This is a genomic window from Streptomyces sp. NPDC058469 (genome assembly GCF_042721125.1).
Classification (GTDB): Bacteria; Actinomycetota; Actinomycetes; order Streptomycetales; family Streptomycetaceae; genus Streptomyces.
In genome coordinates, this window is record NZ_JBHXME010000024.1 from 20,345 (window position 1) to 45,861 (window position 25,517).

Here is a 25,517-nt window from a genome sequence, read left to right on the forward strand (position 1 = left end):
TCCTGCACGGCCGTTGGCCGGTCGGCCGGGCGCCGTGTCCGGGCCTCATTGGGCGCCCGGCGGACAGGGGTGTCAACGGCTGGTTAACCGTTCACTTAAGTCGCTCGTCCCGGGGAACCGGGCACGTCGTCCAGGAAGTCCGCGGAGGGAACGAAGAAGAGGCTCCCGGTGACGGCCGTGGAGAAGTCCAGGATGCGGTCGTGGGACGCGGAGTCCGTGCCCAGGAACATGTTGCGCAGCATCTGCTCGGTGACCGAGGGCGTACGGGCGTACCCGATGAAGTACGTGCCGAACTCGCCCTGACCCGCGCTGCCGAACGGCATGTTGTCGCGCAGGATCTTCCGCTCGGTGCCGTCCGGGCCGGTGATGACATTGAGGGCGATGTGTGAGTCGGCCGGCTTGACGTCGTCGTCCATCTCCATGTTGGTCAGCTTGCTGCGCCCGATGGCCCGTTCCTGCTGCTCCACCGGCAGCGCGTTCCAGGCCGCCATGTCGTGGACGTACTTCTGCACGATCACATAGCTGCCGCCCGCGAACTCCGGGTCCTCGCCACCGACCACCACCGCCTCGCGGGCCGTCTGCCCGACGGGGTTCTCCGTGCCGTCGACGAAGCCCAGCAGATCGCGCACGTCGAAGTACTGGAACCCGGACACCTCGTCGCGCACGGCGACCGCGCCGCCCAGCCGACCCATGATCTCGGTGGCCAACTCGAAGCACAGGTCGGCCCGTACGGCCTTGATGTGGAACAGCAGGTCACCAGGGGTGGAGACGGCACGGTGGCGGGCCCCGGCGAGTTCGCGGAACGGATGCAGCTCGGCGGGGCGCGGGCCGTCGAACAGCCGGTCCCACGCCTCCGACCCGATGCCGGTCACACAGCTGAGCCGCCCGTCCGGCGCGCGGAACCCGATGGACCGCGTCAACCCGCCCAGATCGCCGAGGAGTCGGCGCACCGACTCCTCGCCGCCCGGCTCCACGGTGACGACGAGGAAGGTCGCGCTGGGGGTCAGGGTCTCCAGCACCGCCTGCGTGGTCGGGGTGTACCCGTCGTCGATGGTGCCGTCCGTGCGGTCGACCGAGCCGTCAACTGTCATGTGCTCCCTGCCTCTGCGGTGTCCTGAGAGTTGTCGGCCGCCGTGGCCACGGGCTTGAGACTCAACCGAGCTTTCCGGTCCGCGCTTCCTGCCACAGGTCGACCCCGCCGTCGACGGCGTACGAGTCGATCTCGGCCAGTTCCTCGGCGCTGAAGGCGAGGTTGTCCAGCGCGGCCACGTTCTGTTCGAGCTGTTCCGTGCGGGAGGTGCCGATGACGAGCGAGGTGACCCGCTCGTCCCGCAGCGCCCACGCGAGCGCCATCTGCGCCAGGGTCTGTCCGCGACGGTCCGCGATGCCGTTGAGCGCGCGCAGCCGGCGCACCATGTCCTCCGTCAGCCAGCCCGCGTCGAACGACGTGCCCTGCGCGGCCCGTGACCCCTCCGGAATCCCGTCCAGGTACCGCCCGGTCAGCAGCCCCTGCGCCAGCGCCGTGAAGCCGATGACCCCGAAGCCCTCGTCCTGCGCGGCGTCGAGGAGCCCGTCGTTCTCGATCCAGCGGTTGAGCATGTTGTACGACGGCTGGTGGATGAGCAGCGGCGTGCCCAGCTCGCGGAGGATGGCGGCGGCCTCACGGGACCGCTCCGCGTCGTAGGAGGAGATTCCGACGTAGAGCGCCTTGCCCTGGCGGACGGCGGTGTCCAGCGCGCCCATGGTCTCTTCGAGCGGGGTGCCGGCGTCGAGGCGGTGGGAGTAGAAGATGTCCACGTAGTCGAGGCCTGTGCGCCGCAGCGACTGGTCCAGCGAGGCCAGGACGTACTTGCGGGAGCCGCCGCCCTGACCGTACGGACCGGGCCACATGTCCCAGCCGGCCTTGGTGGAGACCACCAGCTCGTCCCGGTACGGCGCGAGGTCCTGCTTCAGCAGCCGGCCGAAGTTGGACTCGGCGGCGCCGTAGGGCGGGCCGTAGTTGTTCGCCAGGTCGTGGTGGGTGATGCCGAGGTCGAAGGCGCGCAGCGCGATCTCGCGCTGGGTCTCGAACGGGCGGTCGTCACCGAAGTTCTGCCAGTAGCCCAGCGACAGCAGGGGCAGGTCGAGCCCCGAGCGGCCGGTGCGGCGGTAGCGCATGGTTCCGTTGTAGCGCTCAGGATCTGCGACGTGGGTCATCGGGGGGTCTCCGCGAGGTGGATGAGGGGTGTGCTGGCGGCGTCGGGGTGACCGACATGTCTACTCTGCCCGCGTGTGAATCTTGAGTCCAACTGTTCCCCCGCATCGGATTCAGCAGTGTCGTCACTGAATCCGGAAGCGGATCGCTCAATGGACCGCTGGTGTTTGGCGGCACCTTGTTCGTCTTTAGGGTCCTCTTCATGAACAGCGACATATCGGTGAGCGTCGAGGAGAACCCGCTGCGCATCGGGGTGCGCATCCCGCCCTGCGACCGGGCGGACCGGGTGGCCCGGACCGGACGACGCGCCGAGGAACTCGGCTTCGACCAAGTGTGGTTCCCCGACTCGCAGTTGCTGTGGCGGGATGTGTTCACCACCCTCACCGCCGCGGCCTTCGCCACCGAGCGGATCGGCCTCGGGACCGCCGTCACCAACCTGGCGACCCGGCACCCGTCCGTCGTCGCGTCGGCCGCGCGCAGCGTCGCCGAACTCGCGCCCGGCAGGTTCACCCTCGGCCTCGGCGTGGGCAACAGCTCCGTCGCTCCCATCGGCCTGCGGCAGACCGGCTCGGCGGAACTGCGCGAGGGCCTGAGCATGCTGCGGGCCCTGCTGGACGGGCGCGACTGGGACTTCGAGGGCAAGGTCCGCTCCCGGCTGCGCGACCCCCAGCCGTCCGTGCCGCTGCACCTGGCGGCGAGCGGACCGCGCAACCTGCGGCTGGCCGGTGAGATCGCCGACGGTGTCATCCTGCTCAGCGGCGTCTCGCCCCGCACCCTGGCCGCCGCCACCGCCCGCGTACGGGAGGGCGCCGAGGCGGCGGGCCGGAGCACCGAGACGCTCCCGGTGACCGTGTCCGCGTTCTGCGCGGTGACCGACGACATCGCGGCCGAGGCCCGCCAGATCAAACCGATCTGCGCCTCGATCGCCCAGAACGGCGGCGCGTCCTTCCTCGCCCTCGCCGGCATCGACGTGGACGTACCGGCCACGGTGGAGGGCGTCTACCCGGACCTCGTGCACGCCGAGGACTGGGACGCGGCCGTCAGGATCTGCTCGGCCTGGATCAGCGACGAGGCGGCCGTCCGCTTCGCCGAGGAGTTCTGCCTGATCGGCACGGCCGCACAGATCACCGAACGGCTCCGCACCCTGCGCGCGTCAGGGGTGACCGACGTCTTCCTCCAGCACGTCGGCTCCTACGACCTGCCCACCGACCTGATCGAGACCGTCGGCTCCTCGGTCCTGCCGGCCCTCCGATCCGCGGCCCGTCGAGGGTGAGACCGTCAGCGCGGCCCCGCCGCGGGCAGCAGATCCTTGCGTACGACGCCCTCCTGGACGACACACACGATGTTGCCGGGATCGCCGAGCACGCCGATGTCCGTGAGCGGGTCGCCGTCGCACAGGATCAGGTCGGCGGTCTTGCCCGCGGTCAGCGTGCCGAGCCGCTCGGACAGGCCCAGGAGCTCGGCGGAGGTGCGGGTACCGGCCACGATGGCGGTCATCGGGTCCATGCCCAGGTCCACGAGGTAGCGGAGCTCCAGCAGGTTCTGGCCGTGCCCACGCGGCCGTGCCGCACTCGTCGGCTACACCGCCGGCCGCGCGTTCGGCGTGGACCTCGCGGACTTCCTGCTGGCCGACGTGTCCCTGCTCCCGGTGAACCTGATGACGCGGGGCAAGGAGGTCGCGGCGGACGCGAAGGGGTTGCTGGCGGATCTGCGGACGGGGGCGCTGACCCTGGAGATCGAGCGGCACGGCATCGACGCGTTCGCCGAGGCGGCCGAGCGGCTGCGGAGCGGGGAGGCGATCGGCAAGGTGGTGCTGGACCTGGACTGACGCGGCTCGGCTTCCTTCAGCAACGCGCTTCCGGTCTCCGAGATATCTTGCTCGGCAAAGGGCTGTTGGGCTGTTGGGCTGTCTCCAACGCCCAACAGGACGGCGCGGGCGGGGAGTTGACCATCGAGGCACAGGACGCGGAACACACGGCCACGAGGCTGCGGGCGATCGGCGACGAACTGTCGGACCGCTTCTACGAACGCGCCGACGTGGTGCGGACGCTGATCGTGACGCTGCTGGCCGGGCAGCACTCGCTGGTGCTCGGCCCGCCCGGCACGGCCAAGTCCGAGCTGGCCCGGGAACTCACGGGCCGGTTCGAGGGAGCGGCCTACTGGGAGATCCTCCTGTCCAAGTTCACCGCGCCGACGAGGATGTTCGGCCCCATCGACGTCGCCGCGCTGGCCCGGGGCGAGTACCGCCAGGTCTACGACGGCCGCGCCACGACCGCGCACATCGCGTTCATCGACGAGATCTTCAAGTGCTCCACGGCGGCCCTGAACGAGACCCTGGGTTACCTCAACGAGCGGATCTACCACCCCGAGAGCGGCGGCGAGCCGATCCACTGCCCCCTGATCGGCGCCATCACGGCGAGCAACGAGCTGCCCAGCGGGGATGACACGGCCGCGATCTACGACCGGCTGCTGGTGCGGATCGAGGTCGGATACCTGGCCGACCCCTCGAACTTCGCCGCGCTGGTCCGCTCCGCCGTCAGCCGCCCGGTGGCACCGACCCGGACCACCGTCGAACTGGCCGCGTTGCAGCACGCCGTGACCGAGGCCGTCCCGGCCGTGGACGTCCCGGACGCGATCGTGGACGCGGTGTGCACCCTGCGGGCCGCCCTGCGCCGCAAGGAGATCGTCGCCTCCGACCGCCGCTGGCGGCAGGCGGTGAGCCTGCTCCAGGCGTCCGCGTACGTCGACGGCCGTCCGGCGGTCGCCGAGACCGACCTGTCGGTGCTGACCCACGTGTTGTGGGACTCCCCGGCCCAACGCCCCACGGTCGAGCGCGAGGTGCTGCACCTGGTCAACCCCGACGCCAAGGAGGCGCTCGAACTGGCCGACGCCATCGAGGAGTTGGAGGTCCAGCTCGACGCCATGGCCGGGCAGTCCCGTGAGGCGCTCAGCGAATGGGTCATCAAGAAGGCCCACAACCAGCTCGCCACGGCGGGGAAGCGGCTGGAGACGCTGCGCGAGGAGGCGGCGACCGCCGGCCGTTCCACCGCCGCCATCGACCGGGTCACCGGCCGCCAACGCGCCGTCCGCGCCCGCGTTCTCACCGAGGCCCTCGGCATGGACGCGAGCATGGTGCAGGCGCAGCTCTGAACTCCGGGAGAGCCATGGGGGACACACCGAACACGCTCGACGACCTGGCGAACCGGTCCGCGAAGTGGCTGGGCCTGTCCGACGCTCCCGAGCGGCACACCGCGGCGGTGGTCGCGGACCGGTTCGACCGGTTCACCTGGCAGGACACTCATGGGCAGTCGGCCGGATTGCGTGACCTGGCCGAGGAGTTGGACCAGCGCCACGACCACACCGCCGACCTCCTGACCGATGTGTTCCTGGCCGCGTACAAGGTCCGCCCGCGGCTGCGCGAGCACGCGGAGATGGACCCCTCCCGGCTGGTCAACCACCAGGTCATCGCCTCGCTGCTCGACTCACCGGAGTTCACCGAGCTGCGCAGGGAGACGACCGGCGACCCCTACGCCGCCGCCATGGCCGTACTCGCCCAGGCCGCCGCGCTGCGCCGGTTGCTGGAGGACTCCAGTGCTGCCCGGAGAAGTGCCGAGCAGGCGAAGAAGGCCCAGCAGGACGCGGTGAGCGCGGCGACCGCGGTGGCCGAAGTACTTCAGCAAGCGGCCGACGAGGAGGGCGCCGCACCGACCCCCGCCGCCGTACAACAGGCGATCGAGACCGCCGAAGCAGCCGAGGCCGCCGCACGGCAGGCCGCCCGGGCCGCCGCGCAGGCCCTCACCATGGCGATGCCCGGCATCCGCGCCGCCGCGCGGAACGGGGTGGCGAAGGCGGCTGAGGGCGCGCGGCAGGAGACCGCACTCATGCGGGCATGGGGCGTCGCTCCCGGCCAGACGGAGCGGATGCCGTTCGACCAGCGCGCCCGGCTCGCCGAGCGGCTGCGGACCAGCCGTCTCGCCGAGTGGGCCGAACTGATCGGCCGTTTCCGGCAGATGGCCGACGGCGAACGCGCCCACAAGGTCGAGAACGCCACCGGAGAACTGGTCGGCGTCACCCTCGGCGACGACCTCTCCCGCGTCATCCCCTCCGAACTGGCCAACCTCGGCCTGCCCGCACTGCGCGCGGTGTTCGCCGCGCGCTACGCCGCCGGGGAGCTGATGCTCTACGACAGCCAGGGCGAGCAGAGCACCGGCCAGGGCGCCATCATCGCGTGCGTCGACACCTCGCACTCCATGTACGAGGCGGGGCCCGGCGGAGTCACCCGGGAGGCGTGGGCCAAGGCGTGCGCCCTGGCGCTGCTGGACCAGGCCCGCCACGCGGGGCGTGACTTCGTCGGCATCCTGTTCTCCGCCGCCGACAAGCTCCAGGTCTTCCGCTTCCCGGCCGACGAACCCGCCGACATCACGCAGGTGCTCGACTTCGCGGAGACCTTCCTCGGCGGCGGCACCAGCTACCAGCGGCCGTTGTCAGCGGCCGGTGACCTGCTGGAGGAGGAGTTCAACGACACCGCCCGCGCCCGCGGCGACATCGTGATGCTCACCGACGACGACTGCGGTGTCACCGAGCAATGGATGCGCCGGTGGAAGGACACCAAGCACCGCCTGGGCTTCCGGGTCTTCGGCGTGGCCATCGGCGCCCCGCGCGTCGCCGATGCCGACTCGGTCCTGGACGCCCTGTGCGACAACCTGCGCTCCATCGAGGACTTCACGGACGTCCACGCCGCCGCCGACCTCTTCCGCGTGATCTGACCCTGACGCCTCAGCCCAGGACCACCACCGCACGCCCCCGGCAACACACCACGTCACCGGCACCGCAACGCTCGACCAGATCGAGAGTCACCGCACCACCGACCGCGTCCACCGCCCGCACCGTGCCTGTCACCACCAGCCGATCCCCGACACAGGCCGGCGCCCGATTCCGCCACCCCACCTCCCGCACCTGCCCACCCACACCCGCGAACTCCGCGGCGGCGCGATGGAACAGACAGCCGTGCAGCTGAGCCATCACGACCGGCCCCGCCAGCCCCTCCGAACGGGCGAACTCGGCGTCGTAGTGGATGCGATGGGCGTTGCGGGTTACGGCACCGAACCGCAGCAAGGCGATCGCGTCGGGGGTCAGCTCGACGGGCAACACGGCCTGGCCCACGACGACTTGGCGTTCCCGGCGATCCGTCATCGGACGATGAACCTCTCCGTGACCTCGACCAGCGTCCCGCGTTCCGCGCCGTACACCTTCTCCATCGTGAGGAGGAGGAATCCCTCGCCGACTCCCTTGCGTTCCACGGCAGTCAGCGCGCGCCGCAGCTCGATCAGGTCACCCGCACGCACCGCGTCGACCCACCGCACGTCCTGGCCGCCCGCCATCAGGCGGACATCGAGCCCGTCGGTGCCGGGAACCTCGTCGCGATACATGCCGTCCGGCCGGAACTCCGCCGCGTCGGCGCCGGGCGCCCCGCGCAGCAGACTCACCACGTACATGGGGTGGACCGTGAAGTCGACGCGAGCGGGATCGACGAGATGCGGTGCCCGCTCCCCGGCCGCCCGCGCGAACTCCGCAGCGTCCTCGGCCCGTACGACACCCAACGACCGCCGCTCCCACCTCCCCACCGATGCGAGGGCCTGCTCCTCGACCAGTTCCAACGCCGCGTTCCTGACCATGAGTTGTCTCCCCTCGGTGTCCGGACGGTAGGGACCCCCACCCCCGACCGCCACGGAACCGGCCCGCTCAGCGGACCGTTCCGCTTGGGCGGAGATCGTCGCCGTCCCACCATCGGGACATGGACCTCATGGACATCCAGGCGCCCCCGGAGGGCACCTACGCGGAAGCGGACGGCGTCAAGTACCACTACGTCGACCTGGGGGAGGGCAGCCCCACGGTCTTCCTGCACGGCGGCGGCCCCGGGTGCACCGGCTGGTCGGACTTCGGGCAGGTGGCACGGCTGTTCGCGACGGACCGCCGGTGCCTGCTCGTCGACATCCTCCAGTACGGCAAGTCCGCCAAGCCCGTCATCGAGGGCCCCATGTGGGACTACCACGCGGCCAGGACCGTCGCCCTGCTCGACGAACTCGGCACCGACCGCGCCGACTTCGTCTGCAACTCCTGGGGCGGCACCATCGCACTCAACCTCGCCGCCAAGTACCCCGAGCGCGTACGGTCGTTGGTCATCACCGGCAGCATGCCCGTCTTCTACGGCCCCCTCGCGCCGCTGCCGGAAGGCGGTCGCCGAGGCCGCAACGCCCGCGATGTCTACTACGGCGGCACCGGCCCCTCGTGGCAGAAGATGCGTGAACTCATCGCCCGCCTGGAGTGGTTCGACCCGGACGCCATCCCCGACGGCACCGTGACCCTGCGCTACGAGCAGAGCCTCGACCCCGAGGAGACCGCGCTCGCCGGTGCCTGCGACAACCCGCGCGGCGACTGGCAGGACCTCACCGCCGAACTCGGCCGCATTGCCGCGCCGACGCTGTTCCTGTGGGGCATGCAGGACGCGTTCCTGACCCCGGACTACCCGCTGATGCTGGCCCGCATGATCCCCAAGGGCAACCTGCACGTGATGAGCGAGGCCTCCCACCACCCGCAGGAGGAACGGCCCTACGACTACCACAGCGTCGTCTCCGGCTTCCTGAACCAGCAGCACAGCTGAACCGCCAACACAGCTGATTCAGCAGCGCAGTTGACCCAGTGCAACCGACTCTCCGGGGAGGAGACGTGAGCGAGTCCGTGCCGCGTGTCGTCGAACTGTCCAGCCCCTTCACCCGGTTCGCCGGCCGCCTGCTGGTCGGGCTCGGGTACGAGGTCGTGCTCGTCGAACCGCCGGAAGGCGACGGGACCCGACGCGAACTCGACGGCGACGCGTTCGTCCACTGGCACGCGGGCAAACGGTCGGTCGTACCCGCGTCCCCCGAAGAGCTGCGGGGTCTCCTCACCACCGCCGACGTGCTGCTCGACGGGAGCCCGGGCGGCGCCGAGGCACTCGCGGAAGGGCTCGACGACCTCGTACACGTCCGCGTCACCCCCTTCGGGCTGATCGGCCCGCGCACCGACTGGCAGGGCACCGACCTCGTGGTGGCCGCGCTCGGCGGGATGCTCGCGCAGGTCGGCGACCCCGACGGCCCGCCGCTACGGCTGCCGGAGCAGCAGGCCGAGCAGCTCGCCGGCGTCAACGCGGCCATCGCCGCCCTGCTTGGTCTCCGCGCCCGGCGCAGCGGCCCGGGACAGCTCGCCGACGTCTCCGCGCAGGCGTGCGTGGCGGCCGCCCTGGAGGCCGGAACGCTCGCCTACCTGCACGAGGACCGGGTTCCGCCGCGACCCGGCAGCGTCCATCCCCTCGTCCCGCACGGTCTGTTCCGGGCCGCCGACGGCTACCTGGGCGGCGGGCTCGGCGGCAGCCCGCGCATGTGGGACGCGCTGCTCGACTGGCTGCGCGAGGAGAGCGCGGCGGCCGACCTCACGGAACCGCGCTGGCAGGACCCGGTCGAACGCAAGAAGCACCAGGAGCATGTGTTCAAGGTCGTCCAGGACTTCGTGGGCATGTGGCCGAAGGCCGAGTTCGCGGAACGGGCCCAGGCCAGGAAGCTGCCCTGGGCCGCCGTCGACCTGCCCCACGAACTCCCCGACAACCCCCAGCTCACGGCCCGCGACTTCTTCACCCGGGTACGCACACCGGAGGGCGAGCGGACCGACCTGGGCTTCCCGTTCGCGTTCCCCGAAGGCCACCGGGTACGGGAGTTGGACGTCCGGGGCGTGGGCGCGGACCAGGATCTCCTCGACGCCGGACCCCGCCCCACGCGCGCGATCCCGGCCGAGCGGGCCCCCGCGCACCCCGCCCTGCACGGCATCCGCGTCCTCGACCTGACCTGGGTCCTCGCCGGCCCGTACTGCACCAAGGTCCTGGCCGACCACGGCGCCGACGTGATCAAGGTCGAGTCCGCGCGCCGCCCCGACCCCACCCGCTTCGCCCCCTTCATGCACCTCTCCCGCGGCCCCCACACGGACCCGAACACCAACGGCTACTTCAACGAGGTCAACCGCAACAAGCGCAGCATCGCCCTCGACACCCGGACCGACGAAGGCGTCGCGGTCCTCCGCGACCTCATCGCCCACTGCGACGTCCTCGTGGAGAACTTCAGCTCCACGGTCATGGGCAGACTCGGCCTGGGCTACGAGGAGTTGCGCCGCGTCAACCCGGACCTCGTGTACGTCAGCATGTCGGGCATGGGGCACACAGGACCGCGCAACGGCTGGGTGTCCTACGCCGACACGGTCTCGGCGAGCGCGGGCCTGACCGGACTGACCGGCTGGGGACCGGACGACGTGGTCGGCGTGATCTACGGCCACGGCGACATCGTCGCGGGACTACAGGCCGCCCTCGCCACGGTCGCCGCCCTGGAGCACCGCGCCGTCACCGGACGCGGACAGCACATCGACCTCTCCCAACTGGAGGCGATAGCCGCCCACATGGGCACCAGCCTCCTCGGCGGCCCGGCGGTGACACCGAGCGGCAACACCCACCCGAGCTGGAGCCCGCAGGGCGTCTACCGCTGCCTCGGCACCGACCGCTGGCTGGCCGTCAGCGTCCGCGACGACACCGAATGGGCCGCGCTGTGCGAGGCGATCGGCCGCCCCGAACTCTCCACCGATGAACGGACTTCCACGGAGCAGGCGCGGCGCCGCTCGACAGCCCTCGTCGACGCCGCACTGGGGGAGTGGACCCGCACCCTGCCCGCCGACGTCGCCGCCGAGGCGCTCCAGGCACACGGCGTTCCGGCCGGAGCAGTGCAGGACGGTCATGAACTCGTCGAGCACGACCCGCAGTTGAGGGCACGCGGCTTCTATGTGCGCAAGGAACACCCGGTCGCCGGCGCCTTCCTCCATGAGGGCGTCCCGATTCGGCTGACCCGCACACCCGGCGGGATCCGCGAGGCCGCGCCCGTACTCGGCGCCGACACCGACGCCGTACTGAGCGAGGCGGCGGGGTTCTCGACGGAGCGTGTCCAGCAGCTCCGGGAGGCCGGAGTGCTGCGGTGATCGACACCGTCCCCGGCCTTCTCGACGCGGCGGCCGGGGAGTTCGGCGAACGGACCTTCCTGCGGGTGGGGGACGTGACACGGACGTACACGGAGACCCGTACGGCCGCCGCCACGATGGCCGGAGCGCTCGCCGAGCGCGGCTGCCGATCGGGGGACCGCGTCGCCGTCATGGCGGACAACCGGATCGAGGTCGTCGACCTCATCCTTGGCTGCGCCTGGCTCGGAGCGGTGTTGATCCCGCTCAACACCGGGCTTCGGGGCGGCGGGCTTCGGGAAGTGCTGCGGGCGGCCGAACCGCAATTCCAGCTGGTGGACGAGGAGTTGGCGGCGCGGGTCGTAGAGGCTGGATGTCAGGGTGAGTTGTGGGTCGTCGGCGGAGGCGACGTACCGGCGCCGGGCGTGGTCACCGCCGTACCGTCGGCCCAAGTGCGCCCGGACGACACGGCTTTCGTGCTGTTCACCTCGGGTACCACGGGGATGGCGCGAGGTGTGCGGTGTCCGCACGCGCAGACCGTGTGGTGGGGCCGTAACGTCTCCGACTCGCTCCGCCTCACCGCCGACGACGTGCTGTACACCTGTCTGCCGCTGTTCCACACCAACGCGCTGAACACACTCGCGCACGCCATGGCCGTGGGGGCGAGCTGTGTGATCGGCGAGCGGTTCTCCGCCACGCGGTACTGGGAGCGGGTGGCGGAGGCCGGGGCGACCGCCGTCTATCTGCTGGGTGCGATGGTGCCGATGCTCCTCGCCCAGCCGCCGGGCCCCGCCGACCGTGCGCATCGGGCCTGGCGCGGGCTCTCTCCGGCCACTCCCGGCTCCGCGTGGGAGCCGTTTCGGGAGCGGTTCGGGGTCACGCTGGTCGACGGGTTCGGGTCGACGGAGACGAACCTTGTCATCGGGGCCACGCCCGAGGATCAGCGGCCCGGGTACCTCGGTACCGTGCGCGACGGCTTCTCCGCGTGCGTTGTCGACGACCTCCTCGATCCCGTGGCGGACGGCGTCGCCGGTGAACTGGTGGTCCGTAGCGCACATGAATTCGCCTTCTGCACCGGCTACTTGGGGGAGTCGGAGCCCGGCCCCACCGCCTGGCGGCGTACCGGTGACCGGGTGGTGCGGGAAGCCGACGGGTGGTTCCGGTTCGTCGACCGGATCAAGGACGTGATCCGGCGGCGGGGCGAGAACGTGTCCTCGCAGGAGGTGGAGTCCGTCGTCCGCGCGCACCCGGCGGTCGCCGACGCGGCGGCCTTCCCGGTGCCCTCGGAGCTGGCCGAGGACGAGGTCATGGTCGCGGTCGTACCCGCGCCCGGGCAGCTGCTGGATCTCGGTGACCTCGTACGGCACTGCGCGGGCGAGCTGCCCCCCTTCGCGGTGCCCCGGTATATCGACACCCTCCGTGAGCTTCCGCTCACCGAGACCGGCAAGGTCCGCAAGGCCGTCCTGCGGGAACGCGGGGTGACCGCCACCACATGGGACCGCTCCACACCGCCCACCCCGGCACGACATCAAACTTGAACCATTTGTTTTCTTGAATCACTCGTGTTTATGGCTGTAGGTTGAGCGCCATGACCGCATCCCAGCCACCGACCACCGCCGAGGAGCTGCGCGGTGCCGGCCTGCGGGTGACGGCAGCCCGCGTCGCGCTGCTGGAGACCGTCCGGCACGGCGACCACCTCGATGTCGAGGCGGTCGCGTCCGGGGTCCGTGACCGCGTAGGACACATATCGCTTCAGGCCGTCTACGACGCCCTCCACGCGCTGACCTCGGCAGGACTCGTACGCCGTATCGAACCGGCCGGCAGTCCCGCCCGCTTCGAAGGACGCGTCGGCGACAACCACCACCACCTCATGTGCAGGTCGTGCGGTGTCGTCGCCGACGTCGACTGCGCGATCGGCGAGGCGCCCTGCCTGACCGCCGCCGACGACCAGGGCTTCTCGATCGACGAGGCCGAGGTCATCTACTGGGGTCTGTGCCCCACCTGTACCGCCGCCCCCAGTTCCTAAAGTCACGTGATCCACCCCGTTTGGAAGGATTCCCATGTCTGAGAACCACGACGCAATCGTCACGGACGCGAAGTCGGAGGATGCCGGGGGCTGCCCCGTCGCGCACGGGCGCGCCGCGCACCCCACCCAGGGCGGCGGTAACCGTCAGTGGTGGCCGGAGCGCCTCAACCTGAAGATCCTCGCCAAGGACCCGGTGGTCGCGAACCCGCTCGGCGCGGACTTCGACTACGCCGAGGCCTTCGGGGCCCTGGACCTCGCGGCCGTCAAACAGGACATCGCCGAGGTGCTGACCACCTCGCAGGACTGGTGGCCGGCGGACTTCGGCAACTACGGCCCGCTGATGATCCGGATGGCCTGGCACAGCGCCGGCACCTACCGCATCAGCGACGGCCGTGGCGGTGGCGGCCGCGGCCAGCAGCGCTTCGCGCCGCTGAACAGCTGGCCGGACAACGGCAACCTCGACAAGGCCCGCCGTCTGCTGTGGCCGGTCAAGAAGAAGTACGGCCAGTCCATCTCCTGGGCCGACCTCCTGATCCTCACGGGCAACGTGGCGCTGGAGACGATGGGCTTCGAGACCTTCGGCTTCGCCGGTGGCCGCGCCGACGTCTGGGAGGCCGACGAGGACGTGTACTGGGGTCCCGAGACCACCTGGCTCGACGACCAGCGCTACACCGGCGACCGTGAGCTGGAGAACCCGCTCGGCGCCGTCCAGATGGGCCTCATCTACGTCAACCCCGAGGGCCCGAACGGCAACCCGGACCCGCTGGCCGCGGCCCGCGACATCCGTGAGACCTTCCGCCGGATGGCGATGAACGACGAGGAGACCGTCGCCCTCATCGCCGGTGGCCACACCTTCGGCAAGACCCACGGCGCGGGCCCGGCCGAGTCGGTCGGCGACGACCCCGAGGCCGCTCCCCTTGAGGCCCAGGGCCTCGGCTGGGCCAACACCTACGGCACGGGCAAGGGCGGCGACGCGATCACCTCCGGCCTTGAGGTGACCTGGACCACCAAGCCCACCCAGTGGAGCAACGACTTCTTCGACCTCCTCTTCGGCTACGAGTGGGAGCTGACCCAGAGCCCCGCCGGCGCCAACCAGTGGGTGGCCAAGGACGCCGAGGCGATCATCCCGGACGCGCACGACGCGTCGAAGAAGAAGCGCCCGATGATGCTCACCACCGACCTCTCGCTGCGCTTCGATCCGATCTACGGCGAGATCTCGAAGCGCTTCCACGAGAACCCGGCCCAGTTCGCGGACGCCTTCGCCCGCGCCTGGTTCAAGCTGACCCACCGTGACCTGGGCCCGAAGTCCCTGTACCTGGGCCCGGAGGTCCCGGCGGAGAGCCTGCTGTGGCAGGACCCGCTGCCGCAGGCCGAGGGCGAGGTCATCGACGCCGCCGACGTCACGGCCCTCAAGGCGAAGATCCTCGCCTCGGAGCTGACCGTCTCGCAGCTGGTGTCCACCGCGTGGGCGTCCGCCTCCACCTTCCGGGGCAGCGACAAGCGCGGCGGTGCCAACGGCGCCCGCATCCGCCTGGAGCCGCAGCGCGGCTGGGAGGCCAACGACCCCGACCAGCTCGCGCAGGTGCTGCGGGTCCTCGAAGGCATCCAGGCGGAGTTCAACTCCGGTGCCAAGAAGGTCTCCCTGGCCGACCTGATCGTCCTCGGCGGCGTAGCCGCGGTCGAGAAGGCCGCCAAGGACGGCGGCGTCGACGTGGAGGTCCCCTTCACGCCGGGCCGTGTCGACGCGACCGAGGAGCACACCGACGTCGAGTCGTTCGCCGCGCTGGAGCCGACCGTCGACGGTTTCCGCAACTACCTCGGCAAGGGCAACCGCCTGCCGGCCGAGTACCTGCTGCTCGACCGCGCCAACCTGCTCACGCTGAGCGCCCCCGAGCTGACCGTCCTCGTCGGCGGCCTGCGGGTCCTGGGCGCCAACCAGGGCCAGTCCGCGCACGGTGTCCTCACGGACAAGGTCGGCACGCTGACCAACGACTTCTTCGTGAACCTGCTCGACCTGGGCACCACGTGGACGTCGACCTCCTCGGACCAGCAGACCTTCGAGGGCCGCGACGCCTCCGGCGCCGTCAAGTGGACCGGCACCCGTGCCGACCTCGTCTTCGGCTCCAACTCCGAGCTGCGCGCGCTCGCCGAGGTCTACGCGAGCGACGACGCGAAGGAGAAGTTCGTGACGGACTTCGTCGACGCGTGGGTCAAGGTCTCCAACCTGGACCGGTTCGACCTCGTCTGAGGCTGAGTCCTACGGGAACGCACCACTGACGTCCGGGTCGGCCCTTACGGGTCGGCCCGGACGTTTCTCATCCTCTGAACTCGCAGCACAGGCGTGCACGTTCGTCACATAAGCTCCTCCGCATGAACGAGGGGGAGCCCGACAGACGGGTCGTCGACGGCCGCTTCGAGCTGGAGTCCCGGCTCGGCGGCGGTGGCATGGGCACGGTCTGGCGCGCCCGTGACCTGCTGCTGCACCGTCATGTCGCGGTCAAGGAGGTCCGGCCGCCGGACGTCGACCTCGCCGAGTACGACCCCGACGCGGCCGAGATGCTGCGCCAGCGGGTCCTGCGCGAGGCACGCGCCCTGGCCCGGGTCGAGCACCCGAACGTGGTGACGATCCATCACATCGTCGACGGTGGCCCGGGCACCTACCCCTGGCTCGTCATGGAACTCGTCCAGGGCGGCTCGCTCGCCGACCGGCTGGCCCGCGGACCCATGGCACCGGCGGAGGCCGCCCAGCTCGGCCGCGGAGTGCTCGACGCCCTCAACGCGGCGCACGCGGCGGGCGTCCAGCACCGCGACGTGAAACCCGCCAACGTCCTGCTGCGCACCGACGGCCGCCCGGTGCTCACCGACTTCGGCATCGCCGCGATCCGCGACGCCACCGCCCTCACCGCCACCGGCTCGATCATCGGCACACCCGACTACATGGCCCCGGAACGGGTCTCCGGCCACAGCGGCGGACCCGCCGCCGACCTGTGGTCGCTGGCGATGATGCTGTACGTCGCCGTCGAGGGCCACCACCCGCTCCAGCGCGGTACGACCCTGGCCACGCTGGCCGCCGTACTCCAGGAGGACGTCCCGCCACCGGTACTGGCCGGATCGCTGACGCCGGTGCTGTCCTGTGTGCTGGTCCGCGATCCCGAGGCGCGGCCGGACGCCGGGACGGTCGGCCGGATGCTGGCCGCCGCCGCGGCACAGCCGGAGGTCCGGGGCCACGAAACCACCTCGTACCCGCTGGCACCACCGGCCCCGCCACCACTGCCGCCCACCGACGACATGCAGGCTGCGCGCCGACGCGGGCGGAAGCCGAAGCGGTCCCCGGGCGTCGCGGTCGCCTCCAGTGTCGTAGGCGTACTGCTGATCGGCACGCTCGCCTGGAAGGTGTTGCCGGGCGGGAACGACGACAACAACGGCTCTACGGCGTCGCCGGGTGCCACCGGCCAGACGCGGCAGGAGACCACGCCCACCGCCTCGGCGAGCCAGAGCAGCGCCGCCGTGAAGACCCAGGACATGCTGACCCCGTCCGGCATCCGGACCGCGATCAAGGCCTTCAAGGACAAGACGGGGAGCGACAGGTTCGCCAGCCTCTCCGTCTACCCGGGGTATGTCATCGCGGAGGTGATGGTCAAGGGCAGCAGTACCAAGTTCGACAGCTACACCTACCGCTCCGGCACCGGTTTCGACGACGCCTTCGACAACCAGGACACGTTGTCGGGCGGAGACCAGCCGGTGAAGCTGGACGACTTCGACTGGGACGCCGTTCCCACGTTGCTGAAGCGTGCGAACAAGGACCTGAAGGTTGAGAAGCCGACATCCCGATACCTGTTGCTCCGGTCGCCGAACAACCTGTTCGGCACACCTGCGGGTATGGCGATCTATCTGAGTGACGACTACGGCGGCGGCTACCTGGAGGCCGATCCCCAGGGCAAGGTGACCAAGGTGGAGCCGGTCGACGGGTAGGTTCGCCCCGTGCCCACCTTGCTGATCGTGCATCACACGCCCTCGCCCAACTGCCAGGCGATGTTCGAAGCTGTCGTCTCCGGAGCGACGACACCGGAGATCGAGGACGTGCGGGTCGTACGGCGTTCCGCCCTGTCCGCGACCGTGTCGGACGTGCTGGCCGCCGACGGCTTTCTGCTGGGCACGCCCGCGAACCTCGGTTACATGTCCGGCGCGCTCAAGCACTTCTTCGACCAGATCTACTACCCGTGCCTGGACGGGACCCGGGGCCGGCCCTTCGGCTACTACGTGCACGGCGGGAACGACGTGACGGGAGCCGTGCGCGGCATCGAGTCGATCACGACCGGGCTGGGCTGGCGGCGCGTCGCCGACCCGGTGACGCTGACCGGCGAACCGGACACGGCCGGCGTCGAGGCGTGCTGGGAACTCGGGGCGACGGTCGCCGCCGGTCTGACGGCCTGAGCGGTCGCCCTGAGGGGTCACCGCCACCCGTTCGGCCGCCGAAGAGTGTCGTGACCCCCCGAAGCACCCTCAGCGTGGAGGGACATGCCCCTCCGAATGACAGGAGTTCTTCATGAGGAATCGTCTGACGGCCGCGGTGGGTCTGGCTGGTGCGGCGTTGCTGCTGTGCGCCGGTACGGCGAGCGCGGACCCGGAGCCTGTCGGTACCGCCAGCGACAGCCCGGGCGTGCTCTCCGGAAACGTCATCCAGGTGCCGGTCGACCTGGACCTCAACCTGTGCGGCAACTCGATCGACGTCATCGGTCTGCTCAACCCCGCGTCGGGCAACCACTGCCAGACCGCGGACTGACGAGCCGTACCGTGAACGAGCCGTGGGCCCCGCGCCCGCGGCTCGTTCCGTGTGTCAGGGGACGTCGGTCAGCCGGTGCAGGGGAGTGCCGTGGGCCCAGCGCCGCAGGCGTGAACCGTCGACGAGCTGGATGCCGCCCTGCCGGCGCGCCCACTGCACGTCACGTCGGCTGAAGGTGCCCCGGTGGACGACGAGGCGGAGGTGCGGTCCGGAGCCGGCCGAACGGGCTGATCGGGTCGGCGCCTCCTCGTCGGGCAGCGGTTCGGCGACCGGCCGGAAGGCCACCTCCAGACGGCGACCGAGCCGGTCGCGCGCCCGGACACGGGGCCGGCCGTGCGCGTCGGGCCGGGCGAGCGCCCGCCAGCCGTCCCGGCGCAGCATCCGGGACACGGCCAGGGCGAGCCCCTCCACATCCAGGTCGGCGATCTCCTCGGGCGTGTAGTAGCCCAGGCGGCGACGGGCCAGCGGACGGTTGTGCCGGACCACGGCCGCCGTGATCACGGCGAGCAGCGCCAGCCCGCCGGCGAGCGCTCCGGTGCCGAGGACGCGGTACGCCACGGCGAGCCCGGCCACGATCCCGCACACGACGAGGGCGACCACGACGAGGGCGGGCAGCACCTCGCGCAGTCCGGGGCCGTAGCGTCCCTGGGCGCGCAGCGCACGGATCGCCTCCCGCCGACGGGACCGTGGCGACGCGTGCTTCTCGTGCCTCCCCAGCCTCTGCGGCAACAGGGCCAACTCCCCCCACCCCCAAGCGTGTTGACGCCTGCGGTAGGGATACCCGCCGGAAGTGGTCCACGTGCGTGGGGACGGGAACCGGCCACCAAACCGGCCGAACTGTTTCGGCGGGCGCCGTGACCCTTCGGGCAACGAACTCGTCCCTCCCGACCTCTGGCCCCCGGGACTTACCGACCGGTATACAAGGCCAGTTGAACGAGAGACGACCGCATCGGGTGTGTCCCGTCGCACCGTCTCGTACCTGGGGGAGGAACCTCATGAAGCGTGAGACGCATCCGGCCACGACGGCGCACCACCGCGGCAGGGCCGTGGCGGTCGCCGCGGCGGTCAGCGGCTGCGCCCTCGTCGTCGCGTCCGCGGCACCGGCGGCCGCGCACAACTCGGGCCACGGGCACGGCCGTTCCACTCAGTACGCGGCGCTCGGCGACTCCTACACCTCGGGCCCGTACATACCGACCCAGGTCGACGCCAACTGCGCCCGCTCCGACCACAACTACCCCTCGCTGGTGTCGGCGGACCGCAGAGGAACCGCGCTCAAGGACGTGAGCTGCGGCGGGGCGACGACCGCGGAGATGTGGAAGGCGCAGGGCACGAACGGCCCCCAACTCGACGCAGTACAGCGGAACACGGACCTGGTGACCCTTCAGATCGGCGGCAACGACATCGGGTTCAGCACCATCATCGGCACCTGCGCCAAGCTCAGCGCCACGGACCTGACCGGCAACCCGTGTCAGCGCTACTACACCTCCTCCGGCGTCGACCAGTTGGCGCTGGCCATCCTCAACACCGCGCCGAAGGTCACCAAGGTCCTGCGGGCGGTGCACAAGCAGGCACCGCACGCGCGTGTGCTCGTCGTCGGCTACCCGGACCTCCTGCCCGACGACGGCAGCGGCTGCTACCCGTCGGTGCCGTTCGCCGCGAAGGACTTCCCCTATCTGCGGGACGTCGGCAAGCGCCTCAACCTGATGCTCCGTGTGGTGGCCGCGCTGAACGGCGCGGAGTACGTCGACACCTACGGCCCGACCGTCGGCCACGACATGTGCAAGGCGCCCGCGGACCGTTGGATCGAGCCGCTGCAGCCCTCCTCCCCGGCGGCCCCGGCGCACCCCAACGCGAAGGGCGAGGCGGCCATGGCGGGCGCGGTGCTGAAGCAACTGGACAGGCACCACCGGTACTGACGGACAGCGGCGGCCCGGGTTTTCCACAGGCGGAGGGGGTGTACTCGCTAAACGCGCCCCTGACGAGGAAAGATGGGGCCGTACGCGAAGTCGGTCGATGCGGAGGAGCGGGCAACATGCCACACGAGCGAGCGGGCGAACAGGCCCGTGCAGAGGATCTCGTCGACGTGGCCCGCCTGGTCACCGCGTACTACGCGCTGCACCCGGACCCCGCCGAGCCGGGGCAGCGCGTCGCGTTCGGCACCTCCGGGCACCGGGGCTCGTCCCTGGCGACCGCGTTCAACGAGGACCACATCGCGGCCACCAGCCAGGCCATCTGCGAGTACCGGGCCGACCAGGGCACCGACGGACCCCTCTTCCTCGGGGCGGACACCCACGCGCTGTCCGAGCCCGCGAGGGTCACCGCGCTGGAGGTGTTCGCCGCCAACGAGGTCACGGTCCTCATCGACACCGCGGACGGCTACACCCCGACGCCGGCGGTGTCCCACGCCATCCTCACCCACAACCGCGGCCGCACCTCGGGCCTCGCGGACGGCGTCGTGGTCACCCCGTCCCACAACCCGCCCGCCGACGGCGGCTTCAAGTACAACCCGCCGAACGGCGGCCCGGCCGGTTCCGAGGCCACCTCCTGGATCCAGGACCGCGCCAACGACATCATCGCGGGCGGCCTGAAGGACGTCCGCCGCATCCCGTACACCCGCGCGCTCGCCGCCCCCGGCACGGGCCGCTACGACTTCCTCGGTACGTACGTCGCCGACCTGCCGAGCGTCCTCGACCTGGACGCGATCCGTACGGCGGGTGTGCGGATCGGCGCCGACCCGCTGGGCGGGGCGTCCGTCGCCTACTGGGGGCGGATCGCCGAGGAGCACCGGCTCGACCTGACCGTGGTCAATCCGCTCACGGACCCGACCTGGCGGTTCATGACGCTGGACTGGGACGGCAAGATCCGCATGGACTGCTCGTCGCCGTACGCGATGGCCTCGCTGATCGCCCAGCGCGACCGGTTCGACATCGCCACCGGCAACGACGCCGACTCCGACCGGCACGGCATCGTCACCCCGGACGCGGGCCTGATGAACCCCAACCACTATCTGGCCGCCGCCATCGCCTACCTCTACGCCCACCGCGAGCAGTGGCCCGCCGACGCGGGCATCGGCAAGACGCTGGTGTCCTCCTCGATGATCGACCGGGTCGCCGCCGACCTCGGGCGCCGGCTCGTCGAGGTGCCCGTCGGCTTCAAGTGGTTCGTGGACGGACTGGTCGACGGCTCGCTCGGCTTCGGCGGCGAGGAGTCGGCCGGGGCGTCCTTCCTGCGCCGGGACGGCTCCGTGTGGACCACCGACAAGGACGGCATCATCCTCGCCCTGCTCGCCAGCGAGATCACGGCGGTCACCGGGAAGACGCCGTCCCAGCACTACGCGGCCCTCACGGACCGCTTCGGCTCGCCCGCCTACGCCCGGATCGACGCCCCGGCGTCACGCGAGGAGAAGGCGCTCCTCGCCAAGCTCTCGCCCGCGCAGGTCACCGCCGACACCCTGGCCGGCGAGCCCGTCACCGGCGTCCTCACCGAGGCACCCGGCAACGGCGCGGCCCTCGGCGGCATCAAGGTGACGACCGCCAACGCCTGGTTCGCGGCGCGGCCCTCAGGCACCGAGGATGTCTACAAGATCTACGCCGAGTCCTTCCTCGGTCCCGACCACCTCGGCCAGGTGCAGGAGGAGGCGAAGGCCGTGGTCGGGGCGGCGCTGGGCGGCTGACCCGGACTGTCGGCCGTGTGCCGGTTGCCACAGGAATGAACGGTGTGGCAGCCGATGTTTGGCCGACACGTGAGTCGCGACGCAAGGTGGATGTGAACCCCGTATGTCCTTCGAAACGACCGACTACATGGGGCAGACGTCGTGTGGGGAGGACGCGCGCTCCCCACTGCGTGACTTCCTGCGGACCGAGACCGGAAGTGCCGCCGTCCTGGTCGCGGCGGCACTCGTCGCGCTCGTCTGGGCCAACGCGGCACCGTCGGCGTACGAGACGTTCTGGCAGACCCACCTCTCCGTCCGGCTCGGCTCGCACGGTGTCTCCCTCGATCTGCGCGAGTGGGTCAACAGCGGGCTGATGACGCTGTTCTTCCTCGTCGTCGGCCTGGAGGCGCGCCGCGAGTTCGACATGGGCGAGCTGCGCGAACGCAGGCGCCTCGCCCTGCCGATGGTCGCGGGCGCCAGTGGCATGCTCGTGCCGATCGCCATCTACCTGGCGATCAACAGCGGTCACGGGACGGCGAGCGGCTGGGGCGCGGTGATGTCCACCGACACGGCGTTCGCGCTGGGCATGCTCGCCGTCGTGGGCCGCCACATGCCGCCCGGGCTGCGTGTCTTCCTCCTCACGATCACCGTCGTCGACGACTTCCTGGCGCTCGTGGTGATCGCCGTCTTCTACAGCGACCACATCGCCGTACCGGCACTCCTGGTCGCCGTGGGCATCTTCGCCGTCGTCGTGCTGCTCCGGCGGTTCCGGGTGCGCCGGGGTCCGCTGTACGCGCTGCTCGGGGTCGTCGCCTGGGTCGCCCTGCTCAAGTCGGGTGTGGACCCCGTCGTCATCGGACTCGCCATGGGGCTGATCACGTACGCCTATCCGGCGGGGCGCGACGACCTGGAACGCGCCACGGGCCTGTTCCGGCTGTTCCGCGAGCAGCCCACCCCCGAGCTGGAACGTGACGTACGGGCGGGCATCGCCTCCGCGATCTCCCCGAACGACCGGCTCCAGCGCATGTACCACCCGTGGGCGAGTTACGCCGTGGTCCCGCTGTTCGCGCTGGCCAACGCCGGTCTGCAGATCAGCGGGGAGCAGCTCGCCAGGGCCTTCACCTCGCCCGTCGCACTGGGCATCCTCATCGGGTACGTCGTCGGCAAGCCGCTCGGCATCGTCTCCTCGACGGCGCTGACCAGCGTCCTGTCCCGGGGCCGCATCCGGCCGCCGGTCGGCTGGGGCGCGGTGACCGCGGGCGGCACGCTGGCCGGCGTCGGCTTCACGGTGTCGCTGCTGATCGCGACCCTCGCCTTCGACGGGACCACCCTGGAGGACGCGAAGACGGGCATCCTCAGCGCTGTCATCTGCTCGTTCCTGGTCGGCCGGCTGGTCACGGGAGTGATCGGTCTGCTGCCGCCGCAGATCCGGCCCAGGGTCCTGTTCGGCAGGGCGGAGACCATTGTCGACCTGTCGGTCCCCGTCGACCCCGACCGCGATCACCTGCGCGGACCGCGGCACGCCCCGGTGACAGTCGTGGAGTACGGCGACTACGAATGCCCCTACTGCGGGCAGGCCGAGCCGGTCGTCCGTGAGCTGCTCGGGTCCTTCGGGGACGAGGTGCGGTACGTGTGGCGGCACCTCCCGCTCGTCGACGTCCACCCCCACGCCCAGCTCGCCGCCGAGGCCGCGGAGGCCGCCGCGCTGCAGGGCGGCTACTGGGAGATGCACGACCTGCTCCTCAGCCACCAGGGCGCCCTGCGCTTCACCGACCTGCGGAAGTACGCCGAACAGATCGGCCTGGACACCGCCCGCTTCGAACGCGACATGCGGGCCCACGAGGGGGCGGGCCATGTCGCCGAGGACGTGGAGTCGGCCGACCTCAGCGGGGTCGCGGGCACGCCCACCTTCTTCGTGAACGGTCGCAGGCACCATGGCGCGTACGACATCGAGGGCCTCTCGCAGGCCGTACGGGCCGCCCGTGAGCGGGCCGCTGTGGCGGCCTAGACGGCGGGAATGGACCGAGGGGTGCCGGTGTTGAGACGTACGTAGCTGACATGCTCGGGACAAGATCCCGGGATGTGGGCGGAAGGAGGTCCTCATGGCACGCACCACGAACCGTCCCGTCGTCACCCTGAAGTCGACGGCCGGGACCGGCGTCACCTACGTGACGCGCAAGAGCCGTCGCAACGACCCCGACCGGCTGGTCCTGCGCAAGTACGACCCGGTGGTCGGGGAGCACGTCGCTTTCCGCGAGGAGCGTTGAGCCGAGTTCCGAGAGGAACGGCGAACCCAGCAGAGCGGCCGTCCCACCGCGGACGGCCTGAGGAAGGAAGCACCATGAGGTCTGGCATCCACCCCGTGTCCCGTCCGGTCGTCTTCCGCGACCGCGCGGCGGACACCGCGTTCCTGACCACCTCGACCGCGCGGTCGGCGCGCACGATCGAGTGGGCGGACGGGAACACCTACCCGCTGATCGAGGTCGAGATCTCGTCGGCCAGCCACCCGTTCTACACCGGCAACACGCGCGTCGTGGACACCGCGGGCCGTGTGGAGCGCTTCGAGCGCCGCTACGGGAGGCAGTCATGAAGGTCCGCAATTCCCTGCGCGCGCTGAAGGCCAAGCCCGGCGCGCAGGTGGTACGCCGCCGCGGCGTGACGTTCGTGATCAACAAGAAGGACCCGCGCTTCAAGGCCCGCCAGGGCTGACCCAGCGCATACGACCGGCCGGCCCGGCCCCGCTTCACGCGGTGGCCGGGCCGTTGTCGTACTGTCCCCGCGCGTCCCGCCTTTGTGCGTCCTGTTTTTGCGCGTTCCCGAGGGAAGAAAATCCGTTCTTTATGCTTATAGCGGTACCAACCCCCTTGGAGTGGTCAATGTCCCGCAAGCACCCCATGGACGACGGCGACGAACTGCTGGCCAGACTCGGGACGCTGACCGCCCAGGCGCGCGAGCGGGCGGAGCTCCAGCGCTCCCTGGTCGAACTGGCCGTCGCCCTGCAACGCGGCATGCTGCCCGGCGACATGCCCGTCACCCCCCGGTTCCACCTCGCGGTCAAGTACTCGCCCGCCAATCACGGCCTCAACGTGGGCGGCGACTGGTATGACGCCTTCACGATGCCCGACGGGCGCATAGGCCTGTCCATCGGCGACGTCCAGGGCCACAACATCGAGGCGGCCGCCTTCATGGGCCAGGTGAGGGTCGGCCTGCGCGCCCTCGCCTCCGTCACCAGCGAGCCCGGCGAACTCCTCTCCCTGACGAACGACCTGCTGCTGTCCCTCGGCACCGAACTCTTCGCGACCTGCACCTTCATGCGGCTGGACCCGATCACCGGGGTGCTGGAGAGCGCGCGGGCCGGACACATACCCTCCGTCTGGGCCACCGCCGACGGCCGCTCCGGCATCACCGACGACGAGGGCGGACCGCCCCTCGGCATCCTCGCCGGACAGCGGTACCCCGTCACCGAGCACCGGCTCACCACCGGCGGAGTCTTCGTCCTGGTGACCGACGGCGTGGTGGAGGGCCCCTCGATGAGCGTCGACGAAGGCCTCGACCAGGTGATGCGCCTCGCCGGAGTCGCCGCCGTGGCGGGCATGGAGGCGGGCTCGCTCGCGGCCGCCGTGATCAAGGGAGCCGAGCGTGTGGGACACGAGGACGACGCGGCGGTACTGGTCGTAGGACACGACGCGCCCGACCTAGGGGCGTAGGGGCTGGTCCGGCGGGGCATGGCCCGGCTGCCGCTGACGCCGCTGACGCCGCTGACGCCGCTGACGCCGCTGACGCCGCTGACGCCGCTGACGCCGCTGACGCCGCTGACGCCGCTGACGCCGCTGACGCCGCT

Annotated in this window: 25 protein-coding genes; 19 read left to right on the plus strand and 6 right to left on the minus strand. The window is 71.0% G+C overall.

What is annotated here, in order from left to right:
• Window positions 1-95: 95 nt before the first annotated feature.
• Window positions 96-1,091 (minus strand): Dyp-type peroxidase, encoded by a 996-nt coding sequence (locus ACFWP5_RS14240; protein ID WP_384154920.1) that lies wholly within the window; start codon window positions 1,089-1,091, stop codon window positions 96-98.
• 61 nt (window positions 1,092-1,152) lie between these two features.
• Window positions 1,153-2,196 carry an L-glyceraldehyde 3-phosphate reductase gene (gene mgrA / locus ACFWP5_RS14245; protein WP_384154922.1) on the minus strand — a complete coding sequence of 348 codons (1,044 nt, stop codon included), beginning with the start codon at window positions 2,194-2,196 and terminating at the stop codon, window positions 1,153-1,155.
• Between the two features lie 200 nt (window positions 2,197-2,396).
• Between mgrA and ACFWP5_RS14250 the strand changes: the two genes are divergently transcribed.
• Complete coding sequence (locus tag ACFWP5_RS14250; protein WP_384154924.1) at window positions 2,397-3,467, plus strand: LLM class flavin-dependent oxidoreductase; 1,071 nt, start codon at window positions 2,397-2,399, stop codon at window positions 3,465-3,467.
• A gap of 5 nt (window positions 3,468-3,472) precedes the next feature.
• Here ACFWP5_RS14250 and ACFWP5_RS14255 read toward each other — a convergent pair whose 3' ends face one another.
• Window positions 3,473-3,733, minus strand: a complete 261-nt coding sequence (locus ACFWP5_RS14255; protein WP_384155015.1) for an amidohydrolase family protein — start codon at window positions 3,731-3,733, stop codon at window positions 3,473-3,475.
• A 64-nt stretch (window positions 3,734-3,797) separates the two neighbouring features.
• Between ACFWP5_RS14255 and ACFWP5_RS14260 the strand changes: the two genes are divergently transcribed.
• The 3 genes from ACFWP5_RS14260 to ACFWP5_RS14270 all read left to right on the plus strand — a co-directional run bounded on the left by ACFWP5_RS14260 (window position 3,798) and on the right by ACFWP5_RS14270 (window position 6,960).
• Window positions 3,798-4,022 (plus strand): hypothetical protein, encoded by a 225-nt coding sequence (locus ACFWP5_RS14260; protein ID WP_384154926.1) that lies wholly within the window; start codon window positions 3,798-3,800, stop codon window positions 4,020-4,022.
• A 122-nt stretch (window positions 4,023-4,144) separates the two neighbouring features.
• Complete coding sequence (locus ACFWP5_RS14265) at window positions 4,145-5,344, plus strand: AAA family ATPase (protein WP_384155017.1); 1,200 nt, start codon at window positions 4,145-4,147, stop codon at window positions 5,342-5,344.
• Window positions 5,345-5,358: 14 nt separating this feature from the next.
• Window positions 5,359-6,960: a VWA domain-containing protein gene (locus ACFWP5_RS14270; RefSeq protein WP_384154928.1), complete on the plus strand. Its 1,602-nt coding sequence runs from the start codon at window positions 5,359-5,361 to the stop codon at window positions 6,958-6,960.
• A 10-nt stretch (window positions 6,961-6,970) separates the two neighbouring features.
• On the opposite strand, the gene ACFWP5_RS14275 is transcribed toward ACFWP5_RS14270, so the two are convergent.
• Window positions 6,971-7,387, minus strand: coding sequence for an acyl dehydratase (locus ACFWP5_RS14275; protein ID WP_384154930.1), 417 nt, complete (start codon window positions 7,385-7,387; stop codon window positions 6,971-6,973).
• Window positions 7,384-7,869 (minus strand): MaoC family dehydratase N-terminal domain-containing protein, encoded by a 486-nt coding sequence (locus ACFWP5_RS14280; RefSeq protein WP_384154932.1) that lies wholly within the window; start codon window positions 7,867-7,869, stop codon window positions 7,384-7,386. The genes ACFWP5_RS14275 and ACFWP5_RS14280 overlap by 4 nt, the downstream gene beginning before the upstream one ends.
• Before the next feature lie 119 nt (window positions 7,870-7,988).
• Here ACFWP5_RS14280 and ACFWP5_RS14285 point away from each other — a divergent pair, with 119 nt between their 5' ends.
• The 8 genes from ACFWP5_RS14285 to ACFWP5_RS14320 all read left to right on the plus strand — a co-directional run bounded on the left by ACFWP5_RS14285 (window position 7,989) and on the right by ACFWP5_RS14320 (window position 18,024).
• Window positions 7,989-8,855, plus strand: coding sequence for an alpha/beta fold hydrolase (locus ACFWP5_RS14285; protein WP_384154934.1), 867 nt, complete (start codon window positions 7,989-7,991; stop codon window positions 8,853-8,855).
• A gap of 65 nt (window positions 8,856-8,920) precedes the next feature.
• Window positions 8,921-11,239 carry a CoA transferase gene (locus ACFWP5_RS14290; RefSeq protein ID WP_384154936.1) on the plus strand — a complete coding sequence of 773 codons (2,319 nt, stop codon included), beginning with the start codon at window positions 8,921-8,923 and terminating at the stop codon, window positions 11,237-11,239.
• Window positions 11,236-12,753, plus strand: a complete 1,518-nt coding sequence (locus ACFWP5_RS14295; RefSeq protein ID WP_384154938.1) for an AMP-binding protein — start codon at window positions 11,236-11,238, stop codon at window positions 12,751-12,753. The genes ACFWP5_RS14290 and ACFWP5_RS14295 overlap by 4 nt, the downstream gene beginning before the upstream one ends.
• Before the next feature lie 50 nt (window positions 12,754-12,803).
• Window positions 12,804-13,241 carry a Fur family transcriptional regulator gene (locus ACFWP5_RS14300; RefSeq protein WP_384154940.1) on the plus strand — a complete coding sequence of 146 codons (438 nt, stop codon included), beginning with the start codon at window positions 12,804-12,806 and terminating at the stop codon, window positions 13,239-13,241.
• A 34-nt stretch (window positions 13,242-13,275) separates the two neighbouring features.
• Window positions 13,276-15,489 (plus strand): catalase/peroxidase HPI, encoded by a 2,214-nt coding sequence (katG, locus tag ACFWP5_RS14305; RefSeq protein WP_384154942.1) that lies wholly within the window; start codon window positions 13,276-13,278, stop codon window positions 15,487-15,489.
• 122 nt (window positions 15,490-15,611) lie between these two features.
• On the plus strand, window positions 15,612-17,213 hold the full coding sequence (locus ACFWP5_RS14310) for a serine/threonine-protein kinase (protein WP_384154944.1): 1,602 nt from the start codon (window positions 15,612-15,614) through the stop codon (window positions 17,211-17,213).
• A 9-nt stretch (window positions 17,214-17,222) separates the two neighbouring features.
• Complete coding sequence (locus ACFWP5_RS14315; protein ID WP_384154946.1) at window positions 17,223-17,675, plus strand: flavodoxin family protein; 453 nt, start codon at window positions 17,223-17,225, stop codon at window positions 17,673-17,675.
• Between the two features lie 112 nt (window positions 17,676-17,787).
• Window positions 17,788-18,024 carry a chaplin gene (locus tag ACFWP5_RS14320; RefSeq protein ID WP_384154948.1) on the plus strand — a complete coding sequence of 79 codons (237 nt, stop codon included), beginning with the start codon at window positions 17,788-17,790 and terminating at the stop codon, window positions 18,022-18,024.
• 54 nt (window positions 18,025-18,078) lie between these two features.
• Here the strand turns inward: ACFWP5_RS14320 and ACFWP5_RS14325 are convergent, their stop codons facing one another.
• Complete coding sequence (locus tag ACFWP5_RS14325) at window positions 18,079-18,753, minus strand: hypothetical protein (protein WP_384154950.1); 675 nt, start codon at window positions 18,751-18,753, stop codon at window positions 18,079-18,081.
• Between the two features lie 266 nt (window positions 18,754-19,019).
• Between ACFWP5_RS14325 and ACFWP5_RS14330 the strand changes: the two genes are divergently transcribed.
• The 7 genes from ACFWP5_RS14330 (at window position 19,020) to ACFWP5_RS14360 (ending at window position 25,383) form a co-directional block, all read left to right on the plus strand.
• Window positions 19,020-19,940 (plus strand): SGNH/GDSL hydrolase family protein, encoded by a 921-nt coding sequence (locus ACFWP5_RS14330; RefSeq protein ID WP_384154952.1) that lies wholly within the window; start codon window positions 19,020-19,022, stop codon window positions 19,938-19,940.
• A 116-nt stretch (window positions 19,941-20,056) separates the two neighbouring features.
• Window positions 20,057-21,697: a phosphoglucomutase (alpha-D-glucose-1,6-bisphosphate-dependent) gene (pgm, locus tag ACFWP5_RS14335; protein ID WP_384154954.1), complete on the plus strand. Its 1,641-nt coding sequence runs from the start codon at window positions 20,057-20,059 to the stop codon at window positions 21,695-21,697.
• Window positions 21,698-21,800: 103 nt separating this feature from the next.
• Complete coding sequence (gene nhaA / locus ACFWP5_RS14340) at window positions 21,801-23,684, plus strand: Na+/H+ antiporter NhaA (protein WP_384154956.1); 1,884 nt, start codon at window positions 21,801-21,803, stop codon at window positions 23,682-23,684.
• A 94-nt stretch (window positions 23,685-23,778) separates the two neighbouring features.
• Window positions 23,779-23,943: a 50S ribosomal protein L33 gene (gene rpmG / locus ACFWP5_RS14345; protein WP_384154958.1), complete on the plus strand. Its 165-nt coding sequence runs from the start codon at window positions 23,779-23,781 to the stop codon at window positions 23,941-23,943.
• Between the two features lie 74 nt (window positions 23,944-24,017).
• Window positions 24,018-24,266 (plus strand): type B 50S ribosomal protein L31, encoded by a 249-nt coding sequence (locus tag ACFWP5_RS14350; RefSeq protein ID WP_200690818.1) that lies wholly within the window; start codon window positions 24,018-24,020, stop codon window positions 24,264-24,266.
• Window positions 24,263-24,385, plus strand: a complete 123-nt coding sequence (gene ykgO, locus ACFWP5_RS14355) for a type B 50S ribosomal protein L36 (protein ID WP_200690817.1) — start codon at window positions 24,263-24,265, stop codon at window positions 24,383-24,385. Before ACFWP5_RS14350 ends, ykgO begins: the two co-directional genes overlap by 4 nt.
• A gap of 167 nt (window positions 24,386-24,552) precedes the next feature.
• On the plus strand, window positions 24,553-25,383 hold the full coding sequence (locus ACFWP5_RS14360; protein WP_384154960.1) for a PP2C family protein-serine/threonine phosphatase: 831 nt from the start codon (window positions 24,553-24,555) through the stop codon (window positions 25,381-25,383).
• Window positions 25,384-25,517: the final 134 nt, after the last annotated feature.

Excerpts from the sequence above, each read along its gene's own strand:
- katG (WP_384154942.1), top strand. The coding sequence starts at position 13,276 with ATGTCTGAGAACCACGACGCAATCGTCACGGACGCGAAGTCGGAGGAT.
- ACFWP5_RS14300 (WP_384154940.1), top strand. The coding sequence starts at position 12,804 with ATGACCGCATCCCAGCCACCGACCACCGCCGAGGAGCTGCGCGGTGCC.
- ACFWP5_RS14330 (WP_384154952.1), top strand. The coding sequence starts at position 19,020 with ATGAAGCGTGAGACGCATCCGGCCACGACGGCGCACCACCGCGGCAGG.
- ACFWP5_RS14280 (WP_384154932.1), bottom strand. The coding sequence starts at position 7,869 with ATGGTCAGGAACGCGGCGTTGGAACTGGTCGAGGAGCAGGCCCTCGCA.
- nhaA (WP_384154956.1), top strand. The coding sequence starts at position 21,801 with ATGTCCTTCGAAACGACCGACTACATGGGGCAGACGTCGTGTGGGGAG.
- ACFWP5_RS14240 (WP_384154920.1), bottom strand. The coding sequence starts at position 1,091 with ATGACAGTTGACGGCTCGGTCGACCGCACGGACGGCACCATCGACGAC.
- ACFWP5_RS14270 (WP_384154928.1), top strand. The coding sequence starts at position 5,359 with ATGGGGGACACACCGAACACGCTCGACGACCTGGCGAACCGGTCCGCG.
- ACFWP5_RS14360 (WP_384154960.1), top strand. The coding sequence starts at position 24,553 with ATGTCCCGCAAGCACCCCATGGACGACGGCGACGAACTGCTGGCCAGA.
- ACFWP5_RS14350 (WP_200690818.1), top strand. The coding sequence starts at position 24,018 with ATGAGGTCTGGCATCCACCCCGTGTCCCGTCCGGTCGTCTTCCGCGAC.
- pgm (WP_384154954.1), top strand. The coding sequence starts at position 20,057 with ATGCCACACGAGCGAGCGGGCGAACAGGCCCGTGCAGAGGATCTCGTC.
- ACFWP5_RS14285 (WP_384154934.1), top strand. The coding sequence starts at position 7,989 with ATGGACCTCATGGACATCCAGGCGCCCCCGGAGGGCACCTACGCGGAA.
- ACFWP5_RS14320 (WP_384154948.1), top strand. The coding sequence starts at position 17,788 with ATGAGGAATCGTCTGACGGCCGCGGTGGGTCTGGCTGGTGCGGCGTTG.
- ACFWP5_RS14310 (WP_384154944.1), top strand. The coding sequence starts at position 15,612 with ATGAACGAGGGGGAGCCCGACAGACGGGTCGTCGACGGCCGCTTCGAG.
- ACFWP5_RS14275 (WP_384154930.1), bottom strand. The coding sequence starts at position 7,387 with ATGACGGATCGCCGGGAACGCCAAGTCGTCGTGGGCCAGGCCGTGTTG.
- rpmG (WP_384154958.1), top strand. The coding sequence starts at position 23,779 with ATGGCACGCACCACGAACCGTCCCGTCGTCACCCTGAAGTCGACGGCC.
- mgrA (WP_384154922.1), bottom strand. The coding sequence starts at position 2,196 with ATGACCCACGTCGCAGATCCTGAGCGCTACAACGGAACCATGCGCTAC.
- ykgO (WP_200690817.1), top strand. The coding sequence starts at position 24,263 with ATGAAGGTCCGCAATTCCCTGCGCGCGCTGAAGGCCAAGCCCGGCGCG.
- ACFWP5_RS14250 (WP_384154924.1), top strand. The coding sequence starts at position 2,397 with ATGAACAGCGACATATCGGTGAGCGTCGAGGAGAACCCGCTGCGCATC.